The 23147-nt window shown below is 51.9% G+C and carries 18 protein-coding genes and 1 tRNA gene; 5 read left to right on the plus strand and 14 right to left on the minus strand.

What is annotated here, in order from left to right; translation table 11 throughout:
- Positions 1-9: 9 nt before the first annotated feature.
- From QJQ48_RS12485 to QJQ48_RS12515, 7 genes are all read right to left on the minus strand, one after another.
- Complete coding sequence (locus QJQ48_RS12485) at positions 10-492, minus strand: hypothetical protein (protein WP_346291567.1); 483 nt, start codon at positions 490-492, stop codon at positions 10-12.
- A 42-nt stretch (positions 493-534) separates the two neighbouring features.
- Positions 535-702, minus strand: coding sequence for a rubredoxin (gene rd / locus QJQ48_RS12490; protein WP_346291568.1), 168 nt, complete (start codon positions 700-702; stop codon positions 535-537).
- 148 nt (positions 703-850) lie between these two features.
- The gene (locus QJQ48_RS12495) at positions 851-2485 is read right to left on the minus strand and encodes an alpha-D-glucose phosphate-specific phosphoglucomutase (protein WP_346291569.1); all 1635 of its coding nucleotides are present in this window, start codon (positions 2483-2485) and stop codon (positions 851-853) included.
- Between the two features lie 296 nt (positions 2486-2781).
- Positions 2782-2958 carry a 30S ribosomal protein S21 gene (rpsU, locus tag QJQ48_RS12500; RefSeq protein WP_272064374.1) on the minus strand — a complete coding sequence of 59 codons (177 nt, stop codon included), beginning with the start codon at positions 2956-2958 and terminating at the stop codon, positions 2782-2784.
- Between the two features lie 192 nt (positions 2959-3150).
- Positions 3151-3912, minus strand: coding sequence for a hypothetical protein (locus QJQ48_RS12505; protein ID WP_346291570.1), 762 nt, complete (start codon positions 3910-3912; stop codon positions 3151-3153).
- 218 nt (positions 3913-4130) lie between these two features.
- Complete coding sequence (gene acsF, locus QJQ48_RS12510) at positions 4131-5207, minus strand: magnesium-protoporphyrin IX monomethyl ester (oxidative) cyclase (protein ID WP_346291571.1); 1077 nt, start codon at positions 5205-5207, stop codon at positions 4131-4133.
- 203 nt (positions 5208-5410) lie between these two features.
- Positions 5411-7132 carry a M48 family metalloprotease gene (locus QJQ48_RS12515; protein WP_346291572.1) on the minus strand — a complete coding sequence of 574 codons (1722 nt, stop codon included), beginning with the start codon at positions 7130-7132 and terminating at the stop codon, positions 5411-5413.
- 205 nt (positions 7133-7337) lie between these two features.
- Here QJQ48_RS12515 and QJQ48_RS12520 point away from each other — a divergent pair, with 205 nt between their 5' ends.
- Positions 7338-7811: a DUF4079 domain-containing protein gene (locus QJQ48_RS12520; protein ID WP_346291573.1), complete on the plus strand. Its 474-nt coding sequence runs from the start codon at positions 7338-7340 to the stop codon at positions 7809-7811.
- 210 nt (positions 7812-8021) lie between these two features.
- Here the strand turns inward: QJQ48_RS12520 and QJQ48_RS12525 are convergent, their stop codons facing one another.
- Complete coding sequence (locus QJQ48_RS12525) at positions 8022-8795, minus strand: DUF1350 family protein (RefSeq protein WP_346291574.1); 774 nt, start codon at positions 8793-8795, stop codon at positions 8022-8024.
- Between the two features lie 95 nt (positions 8796-8890).
- Between QJQ48_RS12525 and QJQ48_RS12530 the strand changes: the two genes are divergently transcribed.
- A tRNA-Val gene (locus tag QJQ48_RS12530) sits at positions 8891-8964 on the plus strand.
- Positions 8965-9137: 173 nt separating this feature from the next.
- On the opposite strand, the gene ilvC is transcribed toward QJQ48_RS12530, so the two are convergent.
- The 3 genes from ilvC to QJQ48_RS12545 form a co-directional block, all read right to left on the minus strand.
- Complete coding sequence (ilvC, locus tag QJQ48_RS12535) at positions 9138-10133, minus strand: ketol-acid reductoisomerase (protein ID WP_346291575.1); 996 nt, start codon at positions 10131-10133, stop codon at positions 9138-9140.
- Between the two features lie 83 nt (positions 10134-10216).
- The gene (uraH, locus tag QJQ48_RS12540) at positions 10217-10579 is read right to left on the minus strand and encodes a hydroxyisourate hydrolase (protein ID WP_346291576.1); all 363 of its coding nucleotides are present in this window, start codon (positions 10577-10579) and stop codon (positions 10217-10219) included.
- A 7-nt stretch (positions 10580-10586) separates the two neighbouring features.
- A complete protein-coding gene (locus tag QJQ48_RS12545; protein WP_346291577.1) occupies positions 10587-11642 on the minus strand; it encodes an aromatic ring-hydroxylating dioxygenase subunit alpha in 1056 nt (351 codons plus the stop codon).
- 754 nt (positions 11643-12396) lie between these two features.
- On the opposite strand from QJQ48_RS12545, the gene QJQ48_RS12550 reads away from it, so the two are divergent.
- Together QJQ48_RS12550 and QJQ48_RS12555 are read left to right on the plus strand one after the other, a co-directional pair.
- Positions 12397-13353 (plus strand): UDP-glucuronic acid decarboxylase family protein, encoded by a 957-nt coding sequence (locus tag QJQ48_RS12550; RefSeq protein WP_346291578.1) that lies wholly within the window; start codon positions 12397-12399, stop codon positions 13351-13353.
- 175 nt (positions 13354-13528) lie between these two features.
- Positions 13529-14914, plus strand: coding sequence for a UDP-glucose dehydrogenase family protein (locus tag QJQ48_RS12555; protein ID WP_346291579.1), 1386 nt, complete (start codon positions 13529-13531; stop codon positions 14912-14914).
- A gap of 121 nt (positions 14915-15035) precedes the next feature.
- On the opposite strand, the gene QJQ48_RS12560 is transcribed toward QJQ48_RS12555, so the two are convergent.
- The 3 genes from QJQ48_RS12560 to QJQ48_RS12570 form a co-directional block, all read right to left on the minus strand.
- Entirely contained in the window at positions 15036-15407 is a 372-nt protein-coding gene (locus QJQ48_RS12560) for a response regulator transcription factor (protein ID WP_346291580.1), read from the minus strand.
- Positions 15408-15508: 101 nt separating this feature from the next.
- Complete coding sequence (locus QJQ48_RS12565) at positions 15509-16774, minus strand: DUF790 family protein (protein WP_346291581.1); 1266 nt, start codon at positions 16772-16774, stop codon at positions 15509-15511.
- Positions 16737-20159 carry a response regulator gene (locus tag QJQ48_RS12570; RefSeq protein WP_346291582.1) on the minus strand — a complete coding sequence of 1141 codons (3423 nt, stop codon included), beginning with the start codon at positions 20157-20159 and terminating at the stop codon, positions 16737-16739. Before QJQ48_RS12570 ends, QJQ48_RS12565 begins: the two co-directional genes overlap by 38 nt.
- A gap of 456 nt (positions 20160-20615) precedes the next feature.
- On the opposite strand from QJQ48_RS12570, the gene QJQ48_RS12575 reads away from it, so the two are divergent.
- Positions 20616-23099: an endonuclease MutS2 gene (locus QJQ48_RS12575; RefSeq protein WP_346291583.1), complete on the plus strand. Its 2484-nt coding sequence runs from the start codon at positions 20616-20618 to the stop codon at positions 23097-23099.
- The last annotated feature ends 48 nt before the right edge of the window (positions 23100-23147 follow it).

The raw sequence follows: 23147 nt of genomic DNA on the forward strand, positions 1-23147 counted from the left end.
GGGCTGGCGTTAAACGAAGGGAAATAAGAAAATTATGTAGACTAAAAAGCCGACTAAAACTCCATAGCTACAGGATAGAATTCCTCGAAACGACTTGCTATCGTCTCGCCAAAAGATAGTGGCCAATGTGCTGGAAAATAAAAGCTCGCCAATCGGAAAAGCTTCTTGCGAAAGCAGCCTGACCACAAGCATGAGAATGATTAGCCAAACTGCATAAACAAAAAATATATTGAATAAAGGAACGCGGTGCTGTGAGCGAAAAAGCTGACTATACTTACCAATATAGGTTAGAACAATAATAGGCAGAGAAGTTGCAGCCAAGCTGCGTATGCCTGAGCCTATGTCGTTTAAAAAACTGGTAATTATAAAGTAAATAGTAAAGCCACCCAACAGAGCAACAGTTGTGGCGATCGCCAGGAAGTTGATAATATTCAAAAACCTGTTTGAGCCAGATTTTTTAGACCGATGAGGCTGTTTATTAATCACTCCCATTTCTCCTTAAATGCGGTTAGCGATCGCAATTCTTAGGCTCTGCTATTCGGCATCAACGGGTTCAAACTGAGACTTAGTAGCACCGCATTGAGGACAGACCCAATCATCGGCAATATCTTCAAAGGCAGTTCCCGGCTCAATACCTGAGTCAGGATCTCCCTGTTCTGGATTGTAAATGTATCCGCAAAGGGTACAGCGATATTTTTTCATTCCGTAAATCTTTACATACAGTGCGGATAATATCAGCCACGGGTAGCTCCACCATCGTTCTAAAGAATGATTGCCCGGCAGCCTATATCTGAAAAAACGAGGTTATGTCACCTGCACAACCTCGCTTACTATCTCCTTGATACCGCTGTTAGGTGATAACGGTAGGCTGATCGCGCCCTGTCAGTGACTGAATCTGAGCAATTTCATCTGCAAGCTGAATCAGGGGTGCCAAAGCTGCTTGGGTATCAATATCGTGTTTGGCAGGATCTGGCTCATAGCTTTCTAAATAGACCCGTAGAGTAGCTCCTTTTGTGCCCGTGCCAGATAGGCGAAAGACAATACGCGAACCATCCGTGAAGCCAATCCGAATTCCCTGCTTTTCGCTAACGCTGTGATCCACCGGATCGCGGTAGCTGAAATCGTCGGCATAGGCGACCCGATAGTTGCCCATCTGCTGACCTTTCATTTCTTTGACGGCGCTGCGCAAATTTGCCATGAGCTGATTGGCAGGTTCTGCAGCCACTTCTTCATAGTCATGCCGTGAGTAGTAGTTGCGCCCGTAGGTTTGCCAGTGTTCTTTGACAATATCCTCCACTGACTGCTGACGCGCCGCTAAAATATTTAGCCAGAACAAAACCGCCCACAGACCGTCTTTTTCGCGCACGTGGTCAGAACCTGTACCAAAGCTCTCCTCACCGCACAGCGTTGCTTTACCCGCGTCCAGCAGATTGCCAAAAAACTTCCAGCCGGTCGGAGTTTCGTAGCAGTCAATACCTAGATCTTCCGCCACGCGATCGACCGCCTGACTCGTGGGCATAGAGCGGGCTACACCCGCTAATCCTGAGCGATAGCCAGGAACCAGCTTAGCGTTGGCAGCCAAAACGGCCAGACTATCGCTGGGAGTCACAAAAAAGTGATTGCCCAAGATCATGTTGCGATCGCCATCTCCATCGGAAGCTGCCCCAAAATCAGGCGCTTTGTCGCCAAACATAGTTTCAACTAAGTCATGGGCGTAGACCAAATTAGGGTCAGGGTGTCCGCCGCCAAAGTCCTCTAGCGGTTCGCCATTCTGCACGGTACCGGAAGGCGCATTTAGACGGCGCTCCAAAATCGCTTTGGCGTAGGGTCCAGTCACGGCGTGGAGCGAGTCCATGCACAAGCGAAACTGGCCGGAGGTAACAAACTGCTGAATCTGATTAAAATCAAAGATTGATTCCATCAGCGAGGCGTAGTCTGCCACGGAATCGATCACATCTACTTTCATTGAGCCAAGCTGGGTTGAACCAATGTGATCGAGATCGAGATCGTCTGCCTCTAGAATTTTGTAGCTGTCAATGGACTGGCTGCGCTCAAAAATCGCTTGCGTTACTTTCTCCGGGGCTGGGCCACCATTTTCGGTGTTGTACTTGACGCCGAAGTCTCCCTCTGGGCCACCGGGGTTATGGCTGGCCGACAGGATGATACCGCCTAGAGCCTTGTGTTTGCGGATGACGCAGGAGGCGGCAGGGGTAGAAAGGATGCCGCCCTGCCCAACCATTACCCGGCCTAAGCCGTTGGCCGCTGCCATCTTAAGAATAATTTGAATAGCCGGACGGTTGTAGTAGCGTCCATCTCCGCCAAGCACCAGGGTTTCGCCCTGCAGGCTTTCTAAGCTATCGAAGATAGACTGAATAAAATTCTCTAAGTAATTCTCCTGCTGAAACGCAGGAACCTGCTTCCGCAGCCCAGATGTCCCCGGCTTTTGATCAGAGTAGGGTTGTGTAGAAACTGTGCGAATAGACATTGAGATCCTCTTCCCAAGCATTTTTTGAGCGACAACTCTCGGTCTCGCATCGATGATGGCAGCCAGTGCCTCCCTCAAGATAATAGTGGGAAGAGGATCTTTTTCTCAGTCTCTAGCTAGGGTTTTTGCCAAAATCCACCACAACCACCAGATTCTCAGTCCAAAAAAAGAGGGCTGAACTCTTGCTATAGCGCTCTCTCTGTCAGCTGAAGGCTTTAAAGCAACTGCGATCGCACCTCAGCCAGTAAAGCTACATCGGCGCGATCGCAGTTAAAGAGGTTTAGCAAACGGCTAGCCTACCGAAAACGCTTTTTCCGGCGAGCAACTGCCTTACGTTTGCGCTTTTCCTGGGGCGTTTCAAAATGCCGCCGCCGCTTAACTTCTGAGAAAATGCCTGCTTTGGAAACCTGCCGCTTGAAACGACGCAGTGCGGATTCAATTCCTTCGTTTTCACCAACTACAACCTGAGTCATATCGTTCTGATGTCTTTGCGTCTACAGCCTATTCAGCAAAAATAGTAAGCTACTACAAAATTAAAACTTCAGCTGCTCTGCTATGGGAGATAGCAACACCACCTATGACCAATTTTTAACCATAAGCATATCGCCTGACCCATCAGGTCAGCTCAGGTTTAAAATTAGCACAAATTTCCGACCCCATCACATCTAAAGCATCCATTCGGCGACTACGCCGACTCGACTGTCCTGCCGCTGTTTTGAGTTTTGCAACTGAATGTCGGTTGACAGCCGCCATTGGGGGGTAAGGGCATAGCCAAATGACAGCGTGGTGAGTCCCACTTCTTCCTCGCTGTAAGGAGCCACCCAGGTCTGTGTCAGCGAAACATCAGCAGCCCCAGTCCGTGAGGGCACTACCTGCAGGCGCACACCTAGGTTGAGACCGTCAACCTCATAGCGGTTGGTAGCTAAAGAGCGATAGCCCACGATAGGTGCAACGTTGATGTATTCTCCCAGCGGCAAAACGTAATAGCGTAAATCACCGCCATAGGATTGGCGATCGCCCTCAAGGTCTGACTGATAATCGCCGCTGAGAGTGAGTCTGGTTTGACCAATAAAGACATCCTCTATGCCAACATGAATGCCGCTGGCCTGATTGCTGGAGGGAAAATTGGCATAGCCGATCCTGAGCCGAGTGCGAAAGCTAGGATCATGCTGCATGTCTGAGAGCAGATCTGGGACCGCTTCTATCCAGCGCTGCAAAACCGGACTATCTTCCAGTACTGCTGGCGCAATCTCAACGCGGTCTACGGCATTTTCGGTATTGGTTTCAGACTGAGCGATCGCAGGCAATTGCCACGCCCCCCCCACTCCCACCAGACAGCCACAACACAGCCCCATCAACGGCCTCACATGGGTTCCTCTGACCGCTGCGGTAAGCTGCCGGGCGGTTGGAATTAAATCAAACTTCATGCCGGTAATTTGATGATTTGCTATGGAAAGCTGTGATGCCGTTTGTCGCGACTATTGGCCTGTGTCGCAGCGTCACCCCTGTTAAGCTGACAGCATTTGGCCTATCTTTGCTCCCAGGGCAAATACAAAATTAGCTTTGTAATTGATTGAGTTCCAAAGAAAAGCGGCTCTGACGTTCAGAGCCGCCCTGAAGGGGGTGAAAATTTGGGCTGGTGTGATTAACGCACCATTGCCCGTAGAGAAGTGACATCGATTGGCTTCATCAGATAAAGCCGCACTACCTTGGCCCCAATGGCTGCAATATGGGGTAGTCGCCGCAGCAGCTTGATTAACTTGGGCTGAGTGGAACTGCCAATGGCGCTGAGCTTAGCGTTGCTAGCAGCAGCTTCATCCATCAGCGCCACGAATTGGGGATGGTCAACATTGAGGATCACCGGGAATACCCGTCCGGCAGACTCGTTGGTCTTACGGATTACGTGAATGTCGTAGTCTCTAGCGTTCAGGCCAATCGACTTGTAGAAATCACTGCGCTGCAGGTCATTCAGATACATAGTCACAAAGACTGACAGCAAGAAGAAGCGACACCACAGCTTCGCTTTCCAGTCGTTGAGAATAGAAGGCTGGGCCTTCATCAGCGCCGCAAAAAAGTCGCCGTGACGATTCTCATCCTGGCACCAGTTCTCAAAGAAGCGGAAGATAGGGTAAATCTGGTTTTCGGGGTGAGACTCTAGGTGGCGATAGATGGTGATGTAGCGCCAGTAGCCAATCTTCTCAGAGAGATAGGTGGCGTAGAAAATGAACTTGGGTTTGAAGAAGGTATACTTTTTGCTCTTGGTCAAAAAGCCGAGATCAAGCTGGAGATTGAAGTCCGACATGGCTTTATTGAGAAAGCCTGCGTGCCGAGCCTCATCCCGCGACATCAACGAAAAGCACTCCGCCAGTACCGGGCTTTTGCCCTTGAGACGGCGTCCTAGCTCTTTGTAAAGTAAGAAACCGGAAAATTCAGCCGTACAGGAGCGCTCTAAAAATTCAACGAACAGCTTGCGGGTTTCGCCATCAATATGCTCCCAGGACTGATTGAACTGCTCATCACGCACAAAATGGTGGCGATTGTAGTCAGCCTGAAACTCTTCCAGGATGGCTTTCAGCTCCCCTTCATTGACAGAGATATCCATCTCTGCCATTTCCTCAAAGTCAGTGGTATAAAAGCGCGGCGTCAAGATAGTGTCTTGAGCAGGTGCTTTGACGCCTGGCCGGATTTCTTGAAAATCAGGTTTTTTGAGGGAATCTACCATGAGTCCTTTAATACTTGCTTATGAGGGTTGCGCCTGTAGCGGGCGATCGCAGCTAAAGAGCCTTTGAGCCTGCAGTCTTTACGAGGTTTGATTAAATAGGTGGGTCAGCCCAGACAGCATCCCCAATCATGACCCTTAGTGTATCAACCCCAAAGCCCTTAAATCTCGTTGCCTAGTTTAAGAATTGCAACAGTCTGGGTTGACTATTGAGCTTCTTCTAAGCGCTCCTGCAGCTCATATTCCTTCAAAAGGGTGGTAACTCGCTGCTGAATTTCCAAGTGGGGTTCTACCCCTTCGTAGGCAAAGCGCTCGTAGCCACCAGTCTCCACCAGTTCAGCTAAATACAGCACTCGGTCATCTGTGCGAGGGTGCGTCGCAAACCAGCTTAGACCAGCCCGTTCCCCAGCTTCCTGGTCGAGCGTCATCATCAGGCGATACAGGCCATCTGCCGCGTAACCACTGGCTGCTAGAATCTGCGTGCCCATCACGTCTGCCTGCCGCTCCATCTGCCGGGAATAGCCCGTTACTACCAGCCCAGTGGCAATGTTGGCGGCGGCTGGTACGGGTATGTATTGGGCCAGACTGGCGGCAAGATTGCCTTCGGTGGCTAGCTGAAATCCGTGGGAGAGCACAGCATGAGAAATTTCATGCGCTAGCAGCCCGGCCAGCTCAGCCGCGGATTCGGTTTTGAGGATGGCACCGGCATTGATAAAAATTTTGCCCCCTGGCAGAGCGAAGGCATTCAGCCGCTCGTCTAAAACCACGTAGAACTCATAGTCAAACTCATCTCGTCCAGCGACGCGGGCTAGCCGCTGACCCAGACCATTGATGTAAGCCGTGACTTCTGGATCAGTGACAACGGGGAGCTGCTCCCGCGCCTGCTCAGCAATGCGATCGCCCATACCGCTCTCACCCCGCAGCAGCAGCAGCGTCGAGTCTAAGGCCGAGAAAGGGCCAAACAGCCCGCCCGTCAGCGCATAGCCTAGTGCTCCCGTGACAATGTTGCCAATGACGTTGCCCTGCAGGTCCTGCCGCAGCTCTCGGCGGAACCGATCCAGATTGGTGTTTGCCAGTTCTAGCATGGCATCGTGCTCTGGATGGCGGGGATTGAGCACTGCAAACTGTCGGGCCGCGATCGAGGCTTCAATCCACTGCTCAGCATGCATCAGCACTTCAACCTGAGCCATCAGCAAGTCGGGCTGGGCTGGATAGCGAGTGGCGGCGGCTGACATCACTGCGATCGCTTCCTCTGAGCGATCGTATTCAATCAAAGCTTGAGCGTAGCGAATATGACCGGGAATAAACTCTGGGTACTGTTCAACCAGGAGCTGTAGCGGGACTAGTATCCGGGTTTCTAGCCCTAATTCAGTCCCCGCCTCAGCCTCACGCCAATAAACCGCTGCGGCTGGTGAAAGATTGTCAGCCGACAGGACTGGCTCCGGCAGTTCCAACGTGGCTTCTCCCTCTGGCAGAGGTTCCTTTGCCTGTCGATAGAGCTGGACTGCCGCAGCGCGATCGCCGGCTAGGAAGAGCCGATCGGCTTCTATCAGCAACTGCTGGCGTGCTAACTCTTCTGGACTAGGCTGAACCGCTTCATCTGAGACCGCTTCATCTCCAATCGCTTCGGTCGGTGCGTCTGTGGCCGATTCATCGCTGCCGGCTGAATCGGTGCCTTCAGCCTCCGAGTTGTCCTCTGGAACTGGCGTCTCTAAGCTGGCATCCGGTTCGGCAGGCGCTTCCCCTTCTTCCGGTGCATCAGGTAAAGGCGGAAATTCCTCTGGAGAAGATGCTTCACCGCGATCGCTTTCCTCCGGGGCCTGAGCTAGAGGCGATTGCGCCCAAACCAGTTCTCCCAGCAGGCCAATGTTCGAGGTTGCAAGCAGGCCCGCTAAGACTAGTGACAGCCATTTCCAGCGCAGTTTCATGATGAGTGAGGGCTTAACGCGAATTTTGGGTAATTAGCGAATATGCTGAACAGTTTTGAATTTGCTCAAGCGCAAAAATTGAATTGTAGTGTTGGCTTATTCCCTGACATTTGCCCTTGTCAGAGAAGCTGGTTTTATCATCTTAGCTCTCTCAGATAGTGAAAATTTATGCTAACTTTTGTGAAGAACAACTCAGCAAAAGACTATGAACCTAGAGGCTTTAGAACCAATTAAACCTTGGCTAAATTTTATTCACCCGATCATTATGTGGGGTCTGCTAGCGCTCACCCTGTATGCGCTATATCTCGGAATTCAGGCACGTCGCATTCGCACGACTGAAGACAAAGAGAAGCGAAAAGAGCTAGCCCAGGGTAAGTACGGTACCCGGCACCACAAAATTGGTTCTGCCTTGCTGGCTTTCATGGTGATTGGTTCCTTAGGCGGGATGGCCGTTACCTACATCAACAACGGCAAGCTGTTTTTTGGCCCCCATCTGCTGGCGGGTCTAGGCATGACCGGACTGATTGCAACTTCCGCTTCGCTAGTGCCGCTGATGCAGAAGGGCAATGATGCTGCTCGCTATACCCACATCACGCTAAATGTAGTCCTAGTCGGTCTGTTTGGCTGGCAGGCTGTGACCGGGATGCAGATTGTGCAGCGAATTTTAGAGAACTTTTAGGCAAGGGCGATCGCCCATCACTGCCAGTTACGAATATTACGAGTATTCAGGGCAGAGCCTGAATGAGTTCCAGCCATCCAGAAATAAACAACTGCAGGGAAACCTGGGGGAACGAGAAGTCTGAGCGATTCTGCTTGCATCCCGTTCCCTATTTTTTGTCGCAATGAAGCCAGCCTGCACTATAAGCGACAGGACATGGGGCAACCTGGCCTAAACCGGGGCCAACGGATCTAGCCACTGCAGCATAGTTCGCTGAAGCTGATTCAGGTCGCGGTAAAACTCCTGCTTCATAAACTGGCCGATCGCGTCTAAGGGACTAAAACTAGCGCCTGGTTCCCAGGCAACATCCTGGGCGATGGGCGTTGTATGAGTACCGGGCAAGATCTGTACCGTGGTTAGCTCTGGAAATCTCTGGATAAGGACATCTGAGAGCGATCGCGTTTGGTCAATATCATCCCGGCGGAATTTGATCAGCAAATTGCGCCGCACGCCGTAGTGCTGATAGGCCAGCTGCAACGTTTCCTCAGGAGAGGGAATAAATTCCATACTGAAGGCAGGGGCAAAGCTAACCATCTGCTCCAGCAGCGGAATCGCTCGCCGCGCCGGATAGTTATTGAACGAAACCAAGATATTGCCGGCCCGCTCCACCTCATAGAGGCTGTTAATTAGCAAATGAACTTTGCAGCCCATGCTGTGCCCTAGACCATAAATCGGCAGGTAGCCCTGGGTGAGGACTCTTTTTTGCAGATAGTGTAGTCCCTGGTCGAAGGTGGTGAGAACTTCCTGAGCGATCGCCTTATGGTCAAAGGTATTGACAAACGGGGTGGCGACGATTGCGTATCCCTGCCGTCCCAGGTTCTCTAGCAGCCAGCGGTAGGTCAGATGAGGGGCTGCTGCCACAAAGGCTCCCCCCAGAAAATGAATCAGCGCTTTAGGTCTAGGAGGTACTAAAATCCAGTTGCCTGCAACCGCTTGCCAGTCCATAGAGATGCTTGAGGTTTTTTCTATCCTAACCAGATAATGTCTGTAAAGAAGGATTGCTTAGGCTCTCCTGCCTATGCTAATCTAAATATCCGCTTGGACGCATAGCTCAGTTGGTTAGAGCACTACGTTGACATCGTAGGGGTCACTGGTTCGAGTCCAGTTGTGTCCATTTTCAGAGTTTGCATTAAGCCTGGGGCTTAATGCCAGGCAGTGTGCCAAAGTCAAAAACGCCCAAGGATGCGAAGACAGGGAGAAGCCCTGTTTATGAGCGATCGCCATGTTCCCCCCTGTCTCCGCTTCCCCGTATCAGCCTCAATTCACAGATTTGAGACTAGCAGCGCTCTAAACTTTTTTCAGCCAGCTAAACATTGCCCGCAAGTCCTTACCCACTTCTTCAATCGGGTGCTCAGCCTCGCGGCGGCGAATGGCGGTGAAGCCTGCTTTGCCTGCTAGATTTTCCAGCACAAACTCTTTGGCAAACTGCCCAGTCTGAATTTCCCGCAGGATTTGCTTCATTTCCTTACGAGTTTCATCAGTGATGATGCGGGGGCCACGGCTGTAGTCGCCATACTCTGCTGTGTTGGAGATACTGTCGCGCATATTCGCCAGTCCCCCTTCAACAATCAGATCCACAATTAGCTTCACTTCGTGCAGGCACTCAAAATAAGCTAGCTCTGGCTGATAGCCTGCCTCAACTAGAGTTTCAAAGCCGGACTTAATCAGCTCACTCAGGCCACCGCAAAGCACCACCTGCTCGCCAAACAGGTCGGTTTCAGTTTCTTCCCGGAAGGTAGTTTCAAGAATACCGGCGCGGGTGCCGCCAATGCCCTTGGCGTAGGCCATAGCGCGATCGCGAGCTTGCCCAGACGCATTTTGATACACGGCAAACAAACAGGGAACTCCTTGGCCTTGCTCGTAGGTGCGGCGTACCAGGTGCCCTGGCCCTTTGGGAGCCACCATCACCACGTCTACATTAGATGGGGGAACAACCTGACCAAAGTGAATATTGAAGCCGTGGGCAAACAGCAGCACGTTGCCTTCGGTTAGATTTGGCTCAATGTCTTGCTTATAGACTGTTTTTTGCACCTCATCCGGCAGCAAAATCATCACCCAGTCAGCCGCCTTCGCCGCTTCTGCTACAGGTTTCACCGTTAGTCCTTCACCTTCGGCTTTAGCTACGGACTTGCTGCCCTCATAGAGGCCAACAATCACGTTGACGCCGCTATCCTTGAGGTTTAGAGCATGGGCATGGCCCTGAGAGCCATAGCCGATGATGGCAACGGTTTTACCATTGAGCAGGTCTAAATTGGCATCGTTGTCGTAATACATGCGAGCCATTGGGGGATTCTCCTTTCAGCCAGATTGAGCTAACTTCAGTTGCAAGCCTTTGATCTTATCAAAGATGCGGGACTGGAGTCTTCCTAGCTGCCGCGATAGGTGCTGTAAGCCCAAGGAGAAGCCAGCAGCGGCACGTGGTAGTGAGCGCTGGTATCGGCGATCGCAAAGCGGATTGGAATTTGATCCAAAAAAGGCGGGTCGGGCAGATCCCTAACCCGCTGCCCAAAATAAGCACCGACAGCAAAGACAATTTCATAAATGCCCACCTGGAACTCAGCGTCTGCTAGTAGGGGAACATCAGTGCGGCCGTCAGCATTAGTCACGGCGGTTTTCAGCAGCGATCGCGTCTCTGAATCAGGGGCAATCTGCCACAGGGCAATCTTGAGTCCAGCAGCCGGACAGCCATGAGCCGTATCGAGAATGTGGGTAGTCAATTTTCCCGTCATGACGCCTCTAAACTAGCTGCATAGTTGGAAAGGCTGCTTCACGGCTGCGATGCCGAGTCTGTTCTGATTCTCCGTGAGCTTTGAGCAGAGCCGCCATTTTCTTGCGCATCAAAATGCCGGGTTTGTCGGTAGCCATGTGCTGCTCGTGGCCCAAAGACAGCGGCACGTCGTAGTCAGTTGTCTCTAAAATCCGCTTATCTTCTAAAGTCACGGCGCGATCGAAAGCAATCACATCGTTTGCCTTCACCTCGGCTTCGGTATCATTGCGTAAGCAAAACTGCACCATCTGAGAGGTTCCATCACTGATAGGCGTCATCGTGTTAACAATCACATGAGACAGCCCGTTGGGATAGTCAATCCGCAGCTTCACAGTGAAGGGCATAAACCAGCGCATTGTCATTGTCCTTACGGTTTGATCCTGAGCCATTTTTAGGTTTTGTTTTTGCAAGTCAGGATTGACCACCTTGAGAACGCTGCGATAGTTGATGCCCCATTCAGTTTCCTTCAGCTCCATTTCATCTGGAGTGGGGTAGGCTTCGCTGCCAAAGGTAGTGGGATGCACATAGGCAGGGTGAGCCATATCCATCTCGTTCTCCATCACCCGCAGGCCAGCACACTCCCAAGGTTCGTAAAACTCGTGAATCAGACGAAAGTCTGCCTCACTAGCTTCCGGAATCTCCGGAATCTCCTGCAGCGGCTCGTCTGCCAGACAAACCCAAATATACCCGTAGCGCTCCACGCAAGAATAGGCTTTGACTTGATAGCTCGCCGAAATAGCGCCGTCTGTCGGTAGCTGCGGCACATGCACACAGGTTCCTGCTGCGTCAAAGGCCCAGCCGTGGTAGGGGCAGCGAATACTACCGTCCTTGATCTGACCGAGGGAGAGCTGAGCAGAGCGGTGACAGCAGCGATCGCGCAGCACTGCCGGTTGTCCGGCCTGATCTCGCCATACCACCAGCTTTTCGCCCAGCAGCGTGAAGGAAGCTGGGGTCTTGAGCAGTTGTTCCATCGGCAAAATTGGGTACCAGAAACGGCGCAGAACTGGCTGTTGGGTGACTAACATAGAACCTCGTGTGGGAGCATTTTCGTCAATATAGTCCAGTCTTTACAAGATGAACTGTAACTGGGTTAGCGGACTCTGAGCCAAAACAAAATGTCTCGATCGCTAGAGGATGGAAGCAAAGGGAGTCTTTTACTTTAGGAGTGATGTTCACTATCTTCTAAACTGATGGATCGCCCCAATTTGAAAATTTTTGTCTTCGGGCTGCTGCTGCTAAGCGTACTTGCGCCCTTTGCCGGTTTAGCGCCTTTACTGCTGATATTGTTCTTAGCGGTATTTGTCTGGATCATTCGGGGACTTTGGCAAGCTCTCACTGCTCCAACTGCATCCGAGAGCATAGAGGAGTCCGAAACTTAGCTGATAAAAACTTGCACAAATGCCCAAACAACCTGATACAGATACCGCGCCCAAAAGTTTCTGCTGCCTAATCTACAGACTTAAGCGAGCGCTGGTCGTCCTATTGACGCCAAATCGCAGAGAATAGGCCAAAATTGATTTTGAGCAAAGCCTTCCTGGCCCAGACAAATTAGAGCAGGTACTCCCAATATTCTCAATCTCTGATGAAAAACCGTGTTTTTTGGGTATTCCTTTAGAGAGCGTTGAAGTTTTAGTGAACCCACGCAGGGTTGTTTCGCTTAGCTCCAAATCCTCTGTTAGATTGCTTGCAAGCTACATAGCTTAGACGCTTTGGCTTAAAGAAAACACTGAGTTAGCTGGTGTAGGTTTAGCTCCCAATGTTCCTCAACTTGTTAACGATATGAGAATCTTAGTTACGGGTGGCGCTGGTTTCATTGGCTCCCATCTCATTGATCGGCTGATGGAAGCAGGTCATGAAGTTATTTGCTTAGATAATTTTTATACCGGCCATAAGCGCAATATTCTCCGCTGGTTTAACAATCCTAATTTTGAACTGATTCGCCATGATATTACTGAACCTATTCGCTTAGAAGTCGAGCAGATTTATCATCTAGCTTGTCCAGCCTCGCCGGTTCACTATCAGTACAATCCAGTCAAAACGATCAAAACCAACGTGATGGGAACACTCAACATGTTGGGTCTAGCTAAGCGCGTCAAGGCCAGATTTCTACTGGCGTCTACTTCAGAAGTGTACGGGGATCCAGAAGTCCATCCTCAGCCGGAGGAGTACCGGGGCAACGTCAACACCATTGGGATTCGGAGCTGCTATGACGAAGGCAAGCGGGTGGCAGAAACCCTAGCTTTTGACTATCACCGTCAAAATGATGTCGATATCAGAGTAGCTCGTATCTTCAACACCTACGGCCCCCGCATGTTAGAAAACGACGGTCGCGTTGTGAGTAACTTTATCGTGCAGGCGCTTCAGGGCAAGCCGCTCACAGTCTATGGCGAAGGCTCTCAGACCCGTAGCTTCTGCTATGTTTCTGACCTTGTGGCAGGCTTGATGAGCCTGATGAATAGGGAGCATGTCGGCCCGATCAACTTGGGCAATCCTGATGAATACACGATCTTAGAGTTAGCTCAAACCGTTCAGAGCATGATTAATCCAGATGCGGAGCTGAAGTTTGAGCCACTGCCCCAAGACGATCCCCGCCGCCGCCAGCCTGACATCAAGCGGGCCAAGACCTGGCTGGACTGGGAGCCAACTATTCCGCTCAATCAAGGACTGGAGTTAACCATTCGTGATTTTAAAGAGCGGTTAATGACAGAAAAAGCGATCGCGGCCACTTCGGTTTAACTGCCCTGCTCAAACCTACAAAGCATCCCCTATTGCTGCTTTGAGAGGCATCGTTGCCCAACGAAGAGTTTTTGCAACGGCGTAACGTGTTTGAAGTAACCCTTTCCCCACCGTTTGACTGATAAGAGTTTTCCTAAAGCTAATAGCCCTAATTCATTGAAGAGGATTCAGCCCTATGCGTGTTTGTGTAATTGGAACCGGATATGTCGGCCTAGTGACAGGCGTTTGCCTAGCCCATGCTGGCCACAGCGTTATCTGCGTCGATAATAACGAAGAAAAAGTCAAGCTCATGCAGTCTGGGCAGTCGCCTATCTATGAGCCGGGCCTGTCTGATCTGATGAAGTCTTCCATGCAGGCGGGTACGCTCACCTTTACCGCCGACATCGCCGCCGGCGTGAGCCACGGCGAGATTCTGTTTATTGCCGTTGGCACCCCCGCTCTACCGACGGGCGAAAGCGACACGCGCTATGTAGAAGCGGTGGCTCGCAGCATTGGTGAGCATCTCAATGGCGGCTACAAGGTCATTGTCAACAAGTCCACTGTTCCCATTGGCTCTGGTGACTGGGTCCGCATGATTGTCCTCGACGGGATTTCCGAGCGTAAGAAAGCCTTAGTCGGGGCTGGTGCTCCGGTTGAGGCACCGCCGGTAGTAGATGCGAACTTTGATGTTGTCAGCAACCCCGAATTTCTGCGCGAGGGTTCTGCGGTTTATGATACGTTCAATCCCGATCGCATCGTTCTAGGTAGCAACAGCGGCAAAGCGATCGCCATGATGAAAGAGCTGTATACTCCCATCGTAGAGCGCCAGCTTGCTGAAGATAAGTCTCTGCCGCCAGTTCCGGTGGTGGTGACTGATCTCAGCTCGGCGGAGATGGTAAAGTATGCCTCCAACGCTTTCCTGGCTACTAAGATTAGCTTCATCAATGAGGTTGCCAACATCTGCGATCGCGTGGGTGCAGATGTGGTACAGGTGGCTAAGGGCATCGGTCTTGACTCTCGCATCGGCAATAAGTTCCTCCAGGCTGGCCTAGGCTGGGGCGGTTCCTGCTTCCCGAAAGATGTCTCTGCTCTAGTTCATACCGCAGACGACTATGGTTATGAAGCAGAGCTGCTCAAGGCGACTATCAATGTCAATCAGCGCCAGCGGATAATTACGCTTGAGAAGCTGCAGCAGGTTCTCAAGATTCTCAAGGGTAAAACCGTGGGCCTGCTCGGTCTCACCTTCAAGCCTGATACGGATGACATGCGCGATGCTCCCTCTCTGAAATTAATTGAGGAGCTAAATCGTCTAGGGGCTAAGGTTAAAGCCTACGACCCGATTATTTCTCAAAGCGGTATGCGCGATGGGCTAACGGGCGTCATTGTAGAAACTGACCCGGAACTCCTCGCCGATGGCTGCGATGCGCTGGTGTTGGTGACTGACTGGAAGCAGTTTAAGAATCTCAACTACGTCAAGATGGCCGAGTCTATGCACTCTGCAATCCTGATTGACGGTCGTAACTTCCTAGAGCAGGCCATCATTGAAGAGGCTGGATTCCGCTATCTGGGCATTGGCCGCTAGGAGGCTGTTGGCCCTGATTTAGAGGAAAAGCTGACACGAAAATCCTGGGTGAGGCGGGCAGTGCCCGCCCTACCCTAGCTAACATCGGAAAACTTATGAGGCGGGCAGTGCCCAGCCTACCCTAGCCGCGACTGCGCAAAAGCTGCTTCACCGTTTCGACCATTTCCGCTGGACGAAACGGTTTTGCAATATAGGCATCGGCTCCCTGTTTCATACCCCAGTAGCGATCGTGTTCTTCGCCTTTAGAGGAGCAAATTACAACTGGAACATCTTCGGTACCCGCATTATTCTTTACCCAGCGACACAGCTCATAGCCGTTCATGTTAGGCATGACAATGTCCAAAACCACCAGGTCAGGGGGACTAGCCTGAATTTTTGCCTTCGCTTCAACCCCGTCTTTCGCCTCAATGACCGTCATACCAGCCTTGATCAGAAGACCTGAAATCATTTCTCTTAGGGTTGAGCTGTCATCTACAATCAAGACCGTACTCATAGCTTTCTGTTAAACTGCGACATTCTGTTCAGCTTATCCAGTCTATAATCACTAGACTTCTCAAGAAATGCAAGCTATATCGCGGCAAGGCACTGGCGATATCACTCGGTAGGCTCTAGCAGGCTCAAAACTGCTTTAGGCTGTAGTTTATCCTTAAACCAAACAATCCTGGCAGGGGTTTGGCTGAGCTTAATACCTGCTTTATCTAAATTCAGCCGCTCCGAAACGGCCAAAATTAAGTCCCTGCGTCCAGACTGCTGCACCTGATAGAACTTTTTGCGCAGATACTCAGGTCGCCAATATCCTACGATTTCAAGCAGATAGGTGCGGCCATCGGGATGCACTAAGCGAAAATCGGGAATCATGGCGCTGCCGGGCAGGGGAATTAAATCCACTTCACGCTCTAGCTGCCAGGGGGTTTTAAGCTTGCTCCAGCGATCGGCAAAAGCGGCCTCTACTAAACTATCGTAGGGTTTGCCGGGCGGGTAGTGGCTGACCAGACCACAGTCGGCGTCCAGCGTAAACTGTTTCTGTCGGGTGGTATTGCTGTAGCTGTCACGAATTTGCAGCGTAGCCGTCAAGCTCCAGCGGGTGACATGCAGAATGGCCGGAATCAGCTTGGCAATATCTAGGCCGTAGCGGGTGCTGGCTTTGAACAAGCTAGTAGGTCCGTCAATCGCAATTGTAAAGCCGTGGTCGGCGTCGCCTTCGATGTAGGTCATGAGGCGAAAAAGCTTGAGATAGCGAAACATCAGCTTGTATTCACCAGGATCGTTGCGGTGAACGTTGAGCGTAATCTGGCTGGCACGGTAGAAAACTCCCTGTACCTGGGACAGGTTGTAGCGATGCAGCAGGGCTGCAGGAGTAGGTGGGTCAAAAGCCACTAAAATTCGATTTTCCTGCAGGTCGGCATAGAGTCCTTGGCGAATGTGGGCGACTTCTACGTCTCGCTCCAGTTCTTGGCTAAGCTGCTGGGCCAAAACCGTCAAGGTTTGCTCGCTCTGGGACGGACTGGAGACGCTCTGGGCTGACAGGGCAAAAACGCGCTGGCGTAGTTCAATCGGCTCTAGGGGACTGACAATGTCAAAGGTGCTGAAGCCACTGCGCAGTAGATGAGCCAGTCCACGCTTGATGCGATAGTCGGTTTCTTCCCCTTCAATTTCCTGAAGCTGCTGGTTGAGCCGGGATTGGGGCTGATCGACTGCCTGCTGGAATAGGGTAATTAATTCCTCGGCTGTCTGGAGGTTGGCAGCGGTCAGGGCCAAGCGCTTGGGCGTAACGCTTTCACCATTGAGCCGATAGATAAGCAGATCGCTGGTTAACGTGGGTCTATCCTCTGACGACTTGACGATGGCACTGCTCAACATAAATTTGAGCAACTGAATCGGCTGGGTTTCCCTGCAGGCAGGCCGCAAACTTACGGGCGGCTTCGCGGTAGTTCTGCTGATAGTACAGAATGAGCGCTGTTTCAAACTCGGTTTTGTTAGCTAGTTTGCGATCGCGTACCAGAGGCGGATCGGCATCAAACACCTCATAGACGCTGACAAACTCGGTTTTACCTCTCGCCTGTACCCGGTCAATTACTCGCATACTGTACTGGCCCATATCCTGTAGCTGCAAAAACGTATAGTGAGAGATCAGCAGCGACACCTGATATTGCCGAGTCATCCGCTCAATGCGAGCGGCCACGTTGACCGTATCACTAATAACGGTGCTATCCATCCGATTTTTACCGCCGACAGTACCTAGCATCAACGGCCCGGTATTGATACCAATGCCAATTTGAATCGGCACGTAGCCTTTGCGAGTACGTCTGCTATTGTAATCGGCGAGGCGCTGCAGCATGGACAAACTAGCCTTGATGGCGTCATCGGCCCGGCCACTAAAAAGCGCCATGATGGCGTCACCGATATATTTGTCGATGAAGCCGTTACACTCCGCGATCGCTGGCTCCATGCGGGAGAGAAAAGCATTGATAAAGCGGAAGTTTTCTGCTGGCGTCATCTGCTCCGACAGCTGCGTAAAGTCCAGAATGTCGGCAAATAAAACCGACATTGTCTGCTCCACCTGATCGCCTAAATGTACGTCCACAATGCTGTCTTTTTGCAAGAATTGCAAAAACTCCTGAGGTACAAAACGGCCATAGGCCAAATTGATTTTAGAGAGACGCAGATGGGTTCGGATCCGCGCAATTAGCTCGTCTTTAGAAACGGGTTTTGTTAGGTAGTCATTGGCCCCCGCATCTAGCCCTTCTACAATGTCGGGAATTTGCCCCTTAGCCGTTAGCATCACAACTGGCAGCTCATGCGCCGGAAAGCGCTGGCGTACCCGCCGACAGACTTCATAGCCAGTCATCTTCGGCATCATCACATCTAGCAGTAATAAATCTGGCCGCAGTCCCTTTTCTATTAAATCCAGTGCTTCTGGGCCATTGGCAGCCTGCAAGACGCCGTAGTGGTGGATTTGCAGATGATTGGCAATAACCTGACGGTTAATTAGCTCATCATCTACGACTAGAATCTTCAGTATTTCTGGATTGAGGGATAGCCGCTGGGTAGCCTCTTCTAAATTGGAATCTGAAGAATCTGTTGTCAATGGGCCGATTTCAGTTACCACCGGAATTACAATTTCTGGTGAGTCTAATGGGTCTGGGCTGGTAGGTGAGGTCTTGAATAGCCGCTTGGTAGGTGACCAAGCGATTGGCAAAGTGAAAGTGAACTGCGAGCCAGCGCCTATTTGCGACACGACCTGAATTACGCCACCATGTAGCTCTACTAGCTGCTTGGTCACGGCTAGCCCCAATCCGGTACCGGAGTAGGTGCGAGTAGTAGAGCCATCTCCCTGCTCGAAGGGTTCAAAAATTTTCTGCAACTGCTCAGGCGCAATTCCCAGTCCTGTATCAGAGACTGTGACTGCGAGCTGGCCGATGAAATCTGAATCAGAGGCAGGTAGAGCCTCAGCCTCTGATTCGTCCCGAGTCTGGGGGCTGGCTTTCACCTGGGCCGAAACGCCGACCATGCCGGTTTCGGTAAACTTGACCGCATTGTCAATCAGATTATGCAGAATTTGCTGTATGCGATTTTCATCGGCTAGGGCCATTGGTAGATGAGGCGAGACAGCATTGATTAGCTGTAGTTTTTTAGCGCTAGCCCCAGGGCGATTGAGGGCTAAAACAATCTCAGCAATTTCTCTAAGACCAATAGGCTTGAGCTGAAGCGCCAAAGTCTGATGGCGCATTTTGGAAAAATCCAAAATATCATTGACCAGCGTTGCTAACCGCCGCCCGCTGGTGACAATCATGGCTAAGTTGGCCCGCGTTAGGGGGGGGAGAGACCCGGTCGCGCCATCGATTAAAGACTCGGCAATGCCAATAATGCCGTTTAGCGGTGTGCGCAATTCGTGGGAGGTATTAGCCAGAAACTCGTCTTTGAGCTGATCGAGGTGCTGTAGCTCCGTATTTTGGGTTTCTAAGGTTTCAAAAGAATGCTGCAGCTGCTCTGCCATTTGTTCAAAGGACGTAGCGAGTTCAGCCAGTTCCTCAAATCGGGCTTCGGGCAAAGGCTGATCCCAGTTGCCAACGGCTAGCTGTTTGGCTGCAGTGTTGAGTCGCAAAATTGGCTTGACAACCCAACGAGAAGTCATCGCTGCAATCAGGCTGGCAATAATCAGAGAGCCGACGCATAGCCAAGCTGTATTGCGATTGCTGGCGGCAATTTGGGTCATAAAGTCAGCTTCTGGAATCACCGTGACAATCAGCCAGTCCAGTCGATTCCCATCTCGAAAAGGCACCACTCTGACTAACTGCCGTCTCTCATTGAGCAGAAAGCTAAACTGCTTCACCCGCTTGATTTGATTAAAGCTGCCGTAGTCCTCTAGCAGGGCCAAAGCCGTGTTCTTAATCAGGGGTGACTGGCTAGCGGTGGCCTGGAGGCGCTGTGGCTGCTCACGGGTACTGACAAAGGGCAGCTCCTGAGCTGAACTGGCGACAACTTCACCAGAGCGTTCGATGATAAATGCCTGACCGTTTTCGCTGATGCGCAAGTCTCGTAAAAATTCACTAATTTGCTCAAGGGTGAGATCAGCCGCTAAGACCCCCTGAAGCTGACCGCGATCGCCATAGACAGGCGCAGCCGGAGTAATGCCGAGCCGAGCATAGTCGTGGGAGGCAAAGCGATAGATTGGACTCCAGGTTTGCTCACCAGCGCTAACCGCCGCTTGATACCAGGGACGCAGGCGCGGATCGTATGTTTGGGTATCCATCAGCTCAATTTGGCGGCCCTGAGCGTTCAGGCGATAGGTGGCTCGCTGAGGTACAGAGTCACTATCGGTGTACCAAAGTACCTGTTCGCCATCCTGGCGCCGCTGCACACCGACAAAGGCTCCGGTTTCGCTGCCAAAGTAAAGGCTACTTAGATACTCAGCCGCCTGTAGCTGGTGCCAAAAGTGGCGTTCCAACGAGGCTAAGTCTGTCGCTGATAGATCACCGCTGGCGATCGCGCTCAGACTCTGCTCCAAAGCCCAGGTTGGCTGCACCAGATAGTCTTGCACGTGATCTTCAATGCGAGCGCTAATTTCCTGACTGAGCTGAGTTGCTAAGGACTGAACTGCCTTTTGACCATTGCGAAAAGAAATCCAGGCGGTGAGACCGACAACGGCTGTCACCTGCACCACAAAGGAGACCACAAGCACGTTGCGCAGCGGCAGCTTGCCTGACGCTTTGGAGAGAGAACGCTTGAGGGAGAAGTGGGCCATAGGACGTGAAGCTATCAGGCTGGCTACTATCGATCTGTCGTTTTGGCTGACTGGTCAGTTGTGCTTGCGTTTTGGCTGGCGGTGGCCACAGCTAGACCTGTAACTAGGCTAGGTAGGATCTGTTCTGCATTCACTGAAGCCGAAGCCGTCAGCGGCTAAAAATTGTCAGTCTCAAAACCGATTTAGGTAGATTCACCACAGCTTAATTATCGATAGTTTTCCACTCAAACTAAATTTTTTAGCGAAACTCCAGCTAAATGGCCTAATTACCTGGCAAAATTTAAAGCTTTTATGGCTTCTATACTGATCAATAGGAGTAATTTCACTTTGTTTTGTAGATCGAGGCTTAAGCGTTAGCTCGTTTTTCAAGAGCACGGCCCAGTTGCGATCGCGTAACACATTTTTCGGATATTCAACTCCTAATCTACCCACATCAGCCTTATTGCATAGCTAACCTTGATTCAATCTGAAACGCTTGATTTGCTGGAATGGCCTCGTCTTTGTCAACAGCTTGCCACCTTTGCGGCCACTAAGCTAGGGGCAATTGCGGCGCGTCATTTGCATTTGCCTGATAGTCAGGCAGGTAGCGAGTACCTGCTCTCGCAAACGCGGGAGGTGGACTGGCTAGAGAGCGAGACGACCGGGCTGAGCTTCAGCGGCGTAGAAGACATCAGCGCGGCGCTAGAGCGGGTTGAGAAGCAGGGAATGCTATCTGGCAAACAACTGCTGGCGATCGCCACGACGCTGAACGGAATGCGCCAGCTACGGCGGCTGATTGATACTCATGCTGATGACTTGCCGGTGCTGAGCGAACTAATCGCTGATTTGCGCACTTCTCCAGAGCTAGAGCAGGCCATTCACCACGCCATTGATGACTTAGGCGATGTGACCGATCGCGCTAGCCCTAAGCTGGGAGGCATTCGCAGCCAGCTCAAGCAGGGGCGCGATCAGATTCAGCAGAAGCTGCAGCGGATTCTGCAGCGACAGGCCGGAGCCGTGCAGGAACAGTTGATTACGCAGCGGGGCGATCGCTTTGTGATTCCGGTGAAAGCACCGCAGAAAGATGCGATTCCCGGCATTGTCCATGACGCCTCTACCAGCGGGGCCACCCTCTATATTGAGCCGCAAAGCGTGATTGAAATGGGCAACCGCCTGCGGCAACTGCAGCGACAGGAAAAAACAGAAGAAGAAAAAATTCTGCGGCAGCTTTCAGAGCAGGTTGCCGAAGTGCTGCCGGATCTAGAGCATCTGCTGGCGATCGCCACAATCCTTGATCTAGCTACGGCCCGTGCCCGTTATTCCCGCTGGCTGCAGGCCAATCCGCCCCGTTTCACGGCCCCAGCCGAAGTGACCACACTGCGTCAGCTCAAGCATCCGCTGCTAGTCTGGCAGGCCCAGCATGAAGAAGGCCACGCGGTTATCCCGATCAACGTTATTATTCAGCCACAAATTCGAGTCGTCGCTATCACCGGGCCTAACACCGGCGGCAAAACCGTCACGCTCAAAACGCTGGGCCTAGCCGCCCTGATGGCGAAAGCAGGGCTATTTGTGCCTGCCCGTGAACCCGTTGAGATTCCCTGGTTTGAGCAAATCCTAGCCGACATTGGTGACGAGCAATCGATTGAGCAAAGCCTCTCCACTTTCTCCGGCCACATTCGCCGCATCAGCCGCATTCTCGATCGGCTTACTGCTGCTCAGAGCGGAAATGATGCCGCTTCTGAGGAAATTATCCCGTCTGCAACCGAGGCTACCGGTGACACGACAGACACGACGGTTTCCTCCTCACTGCCCACGACTGATCATCCCGCCAATGCCCTAGTCCTGCTCGATGAAGTTGGCGCTGGCACTGACCCCTCCGAAGGTAGCGCCCTAGCGATCGCTCTGCTGCAGCATTTAGCCGACCACGCTCAGCTCACCGTTGCTACTACCCACTTTGGCGAACTCAAAGCGCTGAAATATGAGGACGAGCGGTTTGAAAATGCTTCGGTGGAGTTCGATGACATCAGCCTTTCACCTACCTATCGGCTGCTGTGGGGCATTCCGGGGCGATCGAACGCGCTCAGCATTGCTCGCCGTTTAGGATTAGACGAAACCGTCATTGCTCAGGCCGAAAACTATGTCGGCGCTGGCAGTCAGGAAGATGTGAATCAGGTGATTGCGGGCCTAGAAGCCCAGCGGCGACGGCAGGAAAACAGCGCTGAAGAAACGGCGCGGCTGCTGGCTCAGGCCGAAAAGCTCCATGCGGAAGTCTCCACCAAGGCTCAGCAGCTTCAAGAACGAGAGCAAGATCTCAAGCGACAGCAGGAACAGGCTGTGCAAGCGGCGATCGCGGAGGCGAAAGGCGAAATTGCTAAGGTAATTCGACGACTGCAGCAGGGAGAACCTAAAGCCCAAGAAGCGCAAAAAGCAACTGCAGCCATTGACAAAATTGCCCAGCAGCAGCTTCCCCAACCGCCAGCGCCTAATAAGCCCAAGCCTGGATTTAAGCCAAAAACGGGCGATCGCGTCCGCATTCCCAGCCTGGGCCAAACCGCAGAAGTGCTGAGTGAGGTCGACAACGACAACCGACTGACAGTGCGCTTCGGCCTGATGAAAATGACGGTTTCCCTGGCCGAGATTGAGTCGTTATCAGGCGAAAAAGCCGACATTCCGGCGAAAGCCCCCGCTCCGGTTGCCGCGATCCCACCCCCCAAAGCGCCAGCGGTGCGTACCTCTCGTAACACTTTCGATCTACGCGGGCAGCGGGTCAGTGAAGCTGAGGTAGTGTTGGAAGAGGCGATCGCTAGAGCCAATGGCCCCATCTGGATTATTCATGGGCATGGAACAGGTAAACTGAAGCGAGGTGTCCACGAATTTCTTAAGCGTCACCCTCAGGTAGATCGATGGGAGGCGGCAGCTCAGGCTGACGGCGGCACTGGTGTGACAGTCGCTTATCTCTAGGGAAGTCTAAGTTCTCAGGGATAGGATAAGAATGTTTCTAAGTGATAA

This window comes from Sphaerothrix gracilis Ecp01, assembly GCF_030405905.1.
Classification (GTDB): Bacteria; Cyanobacteriota; Cyanobacteriia; order Phormidesmidales; family Phormidesmidaceae; genus Sphaerothrix; species Sphaerothrix gracilis.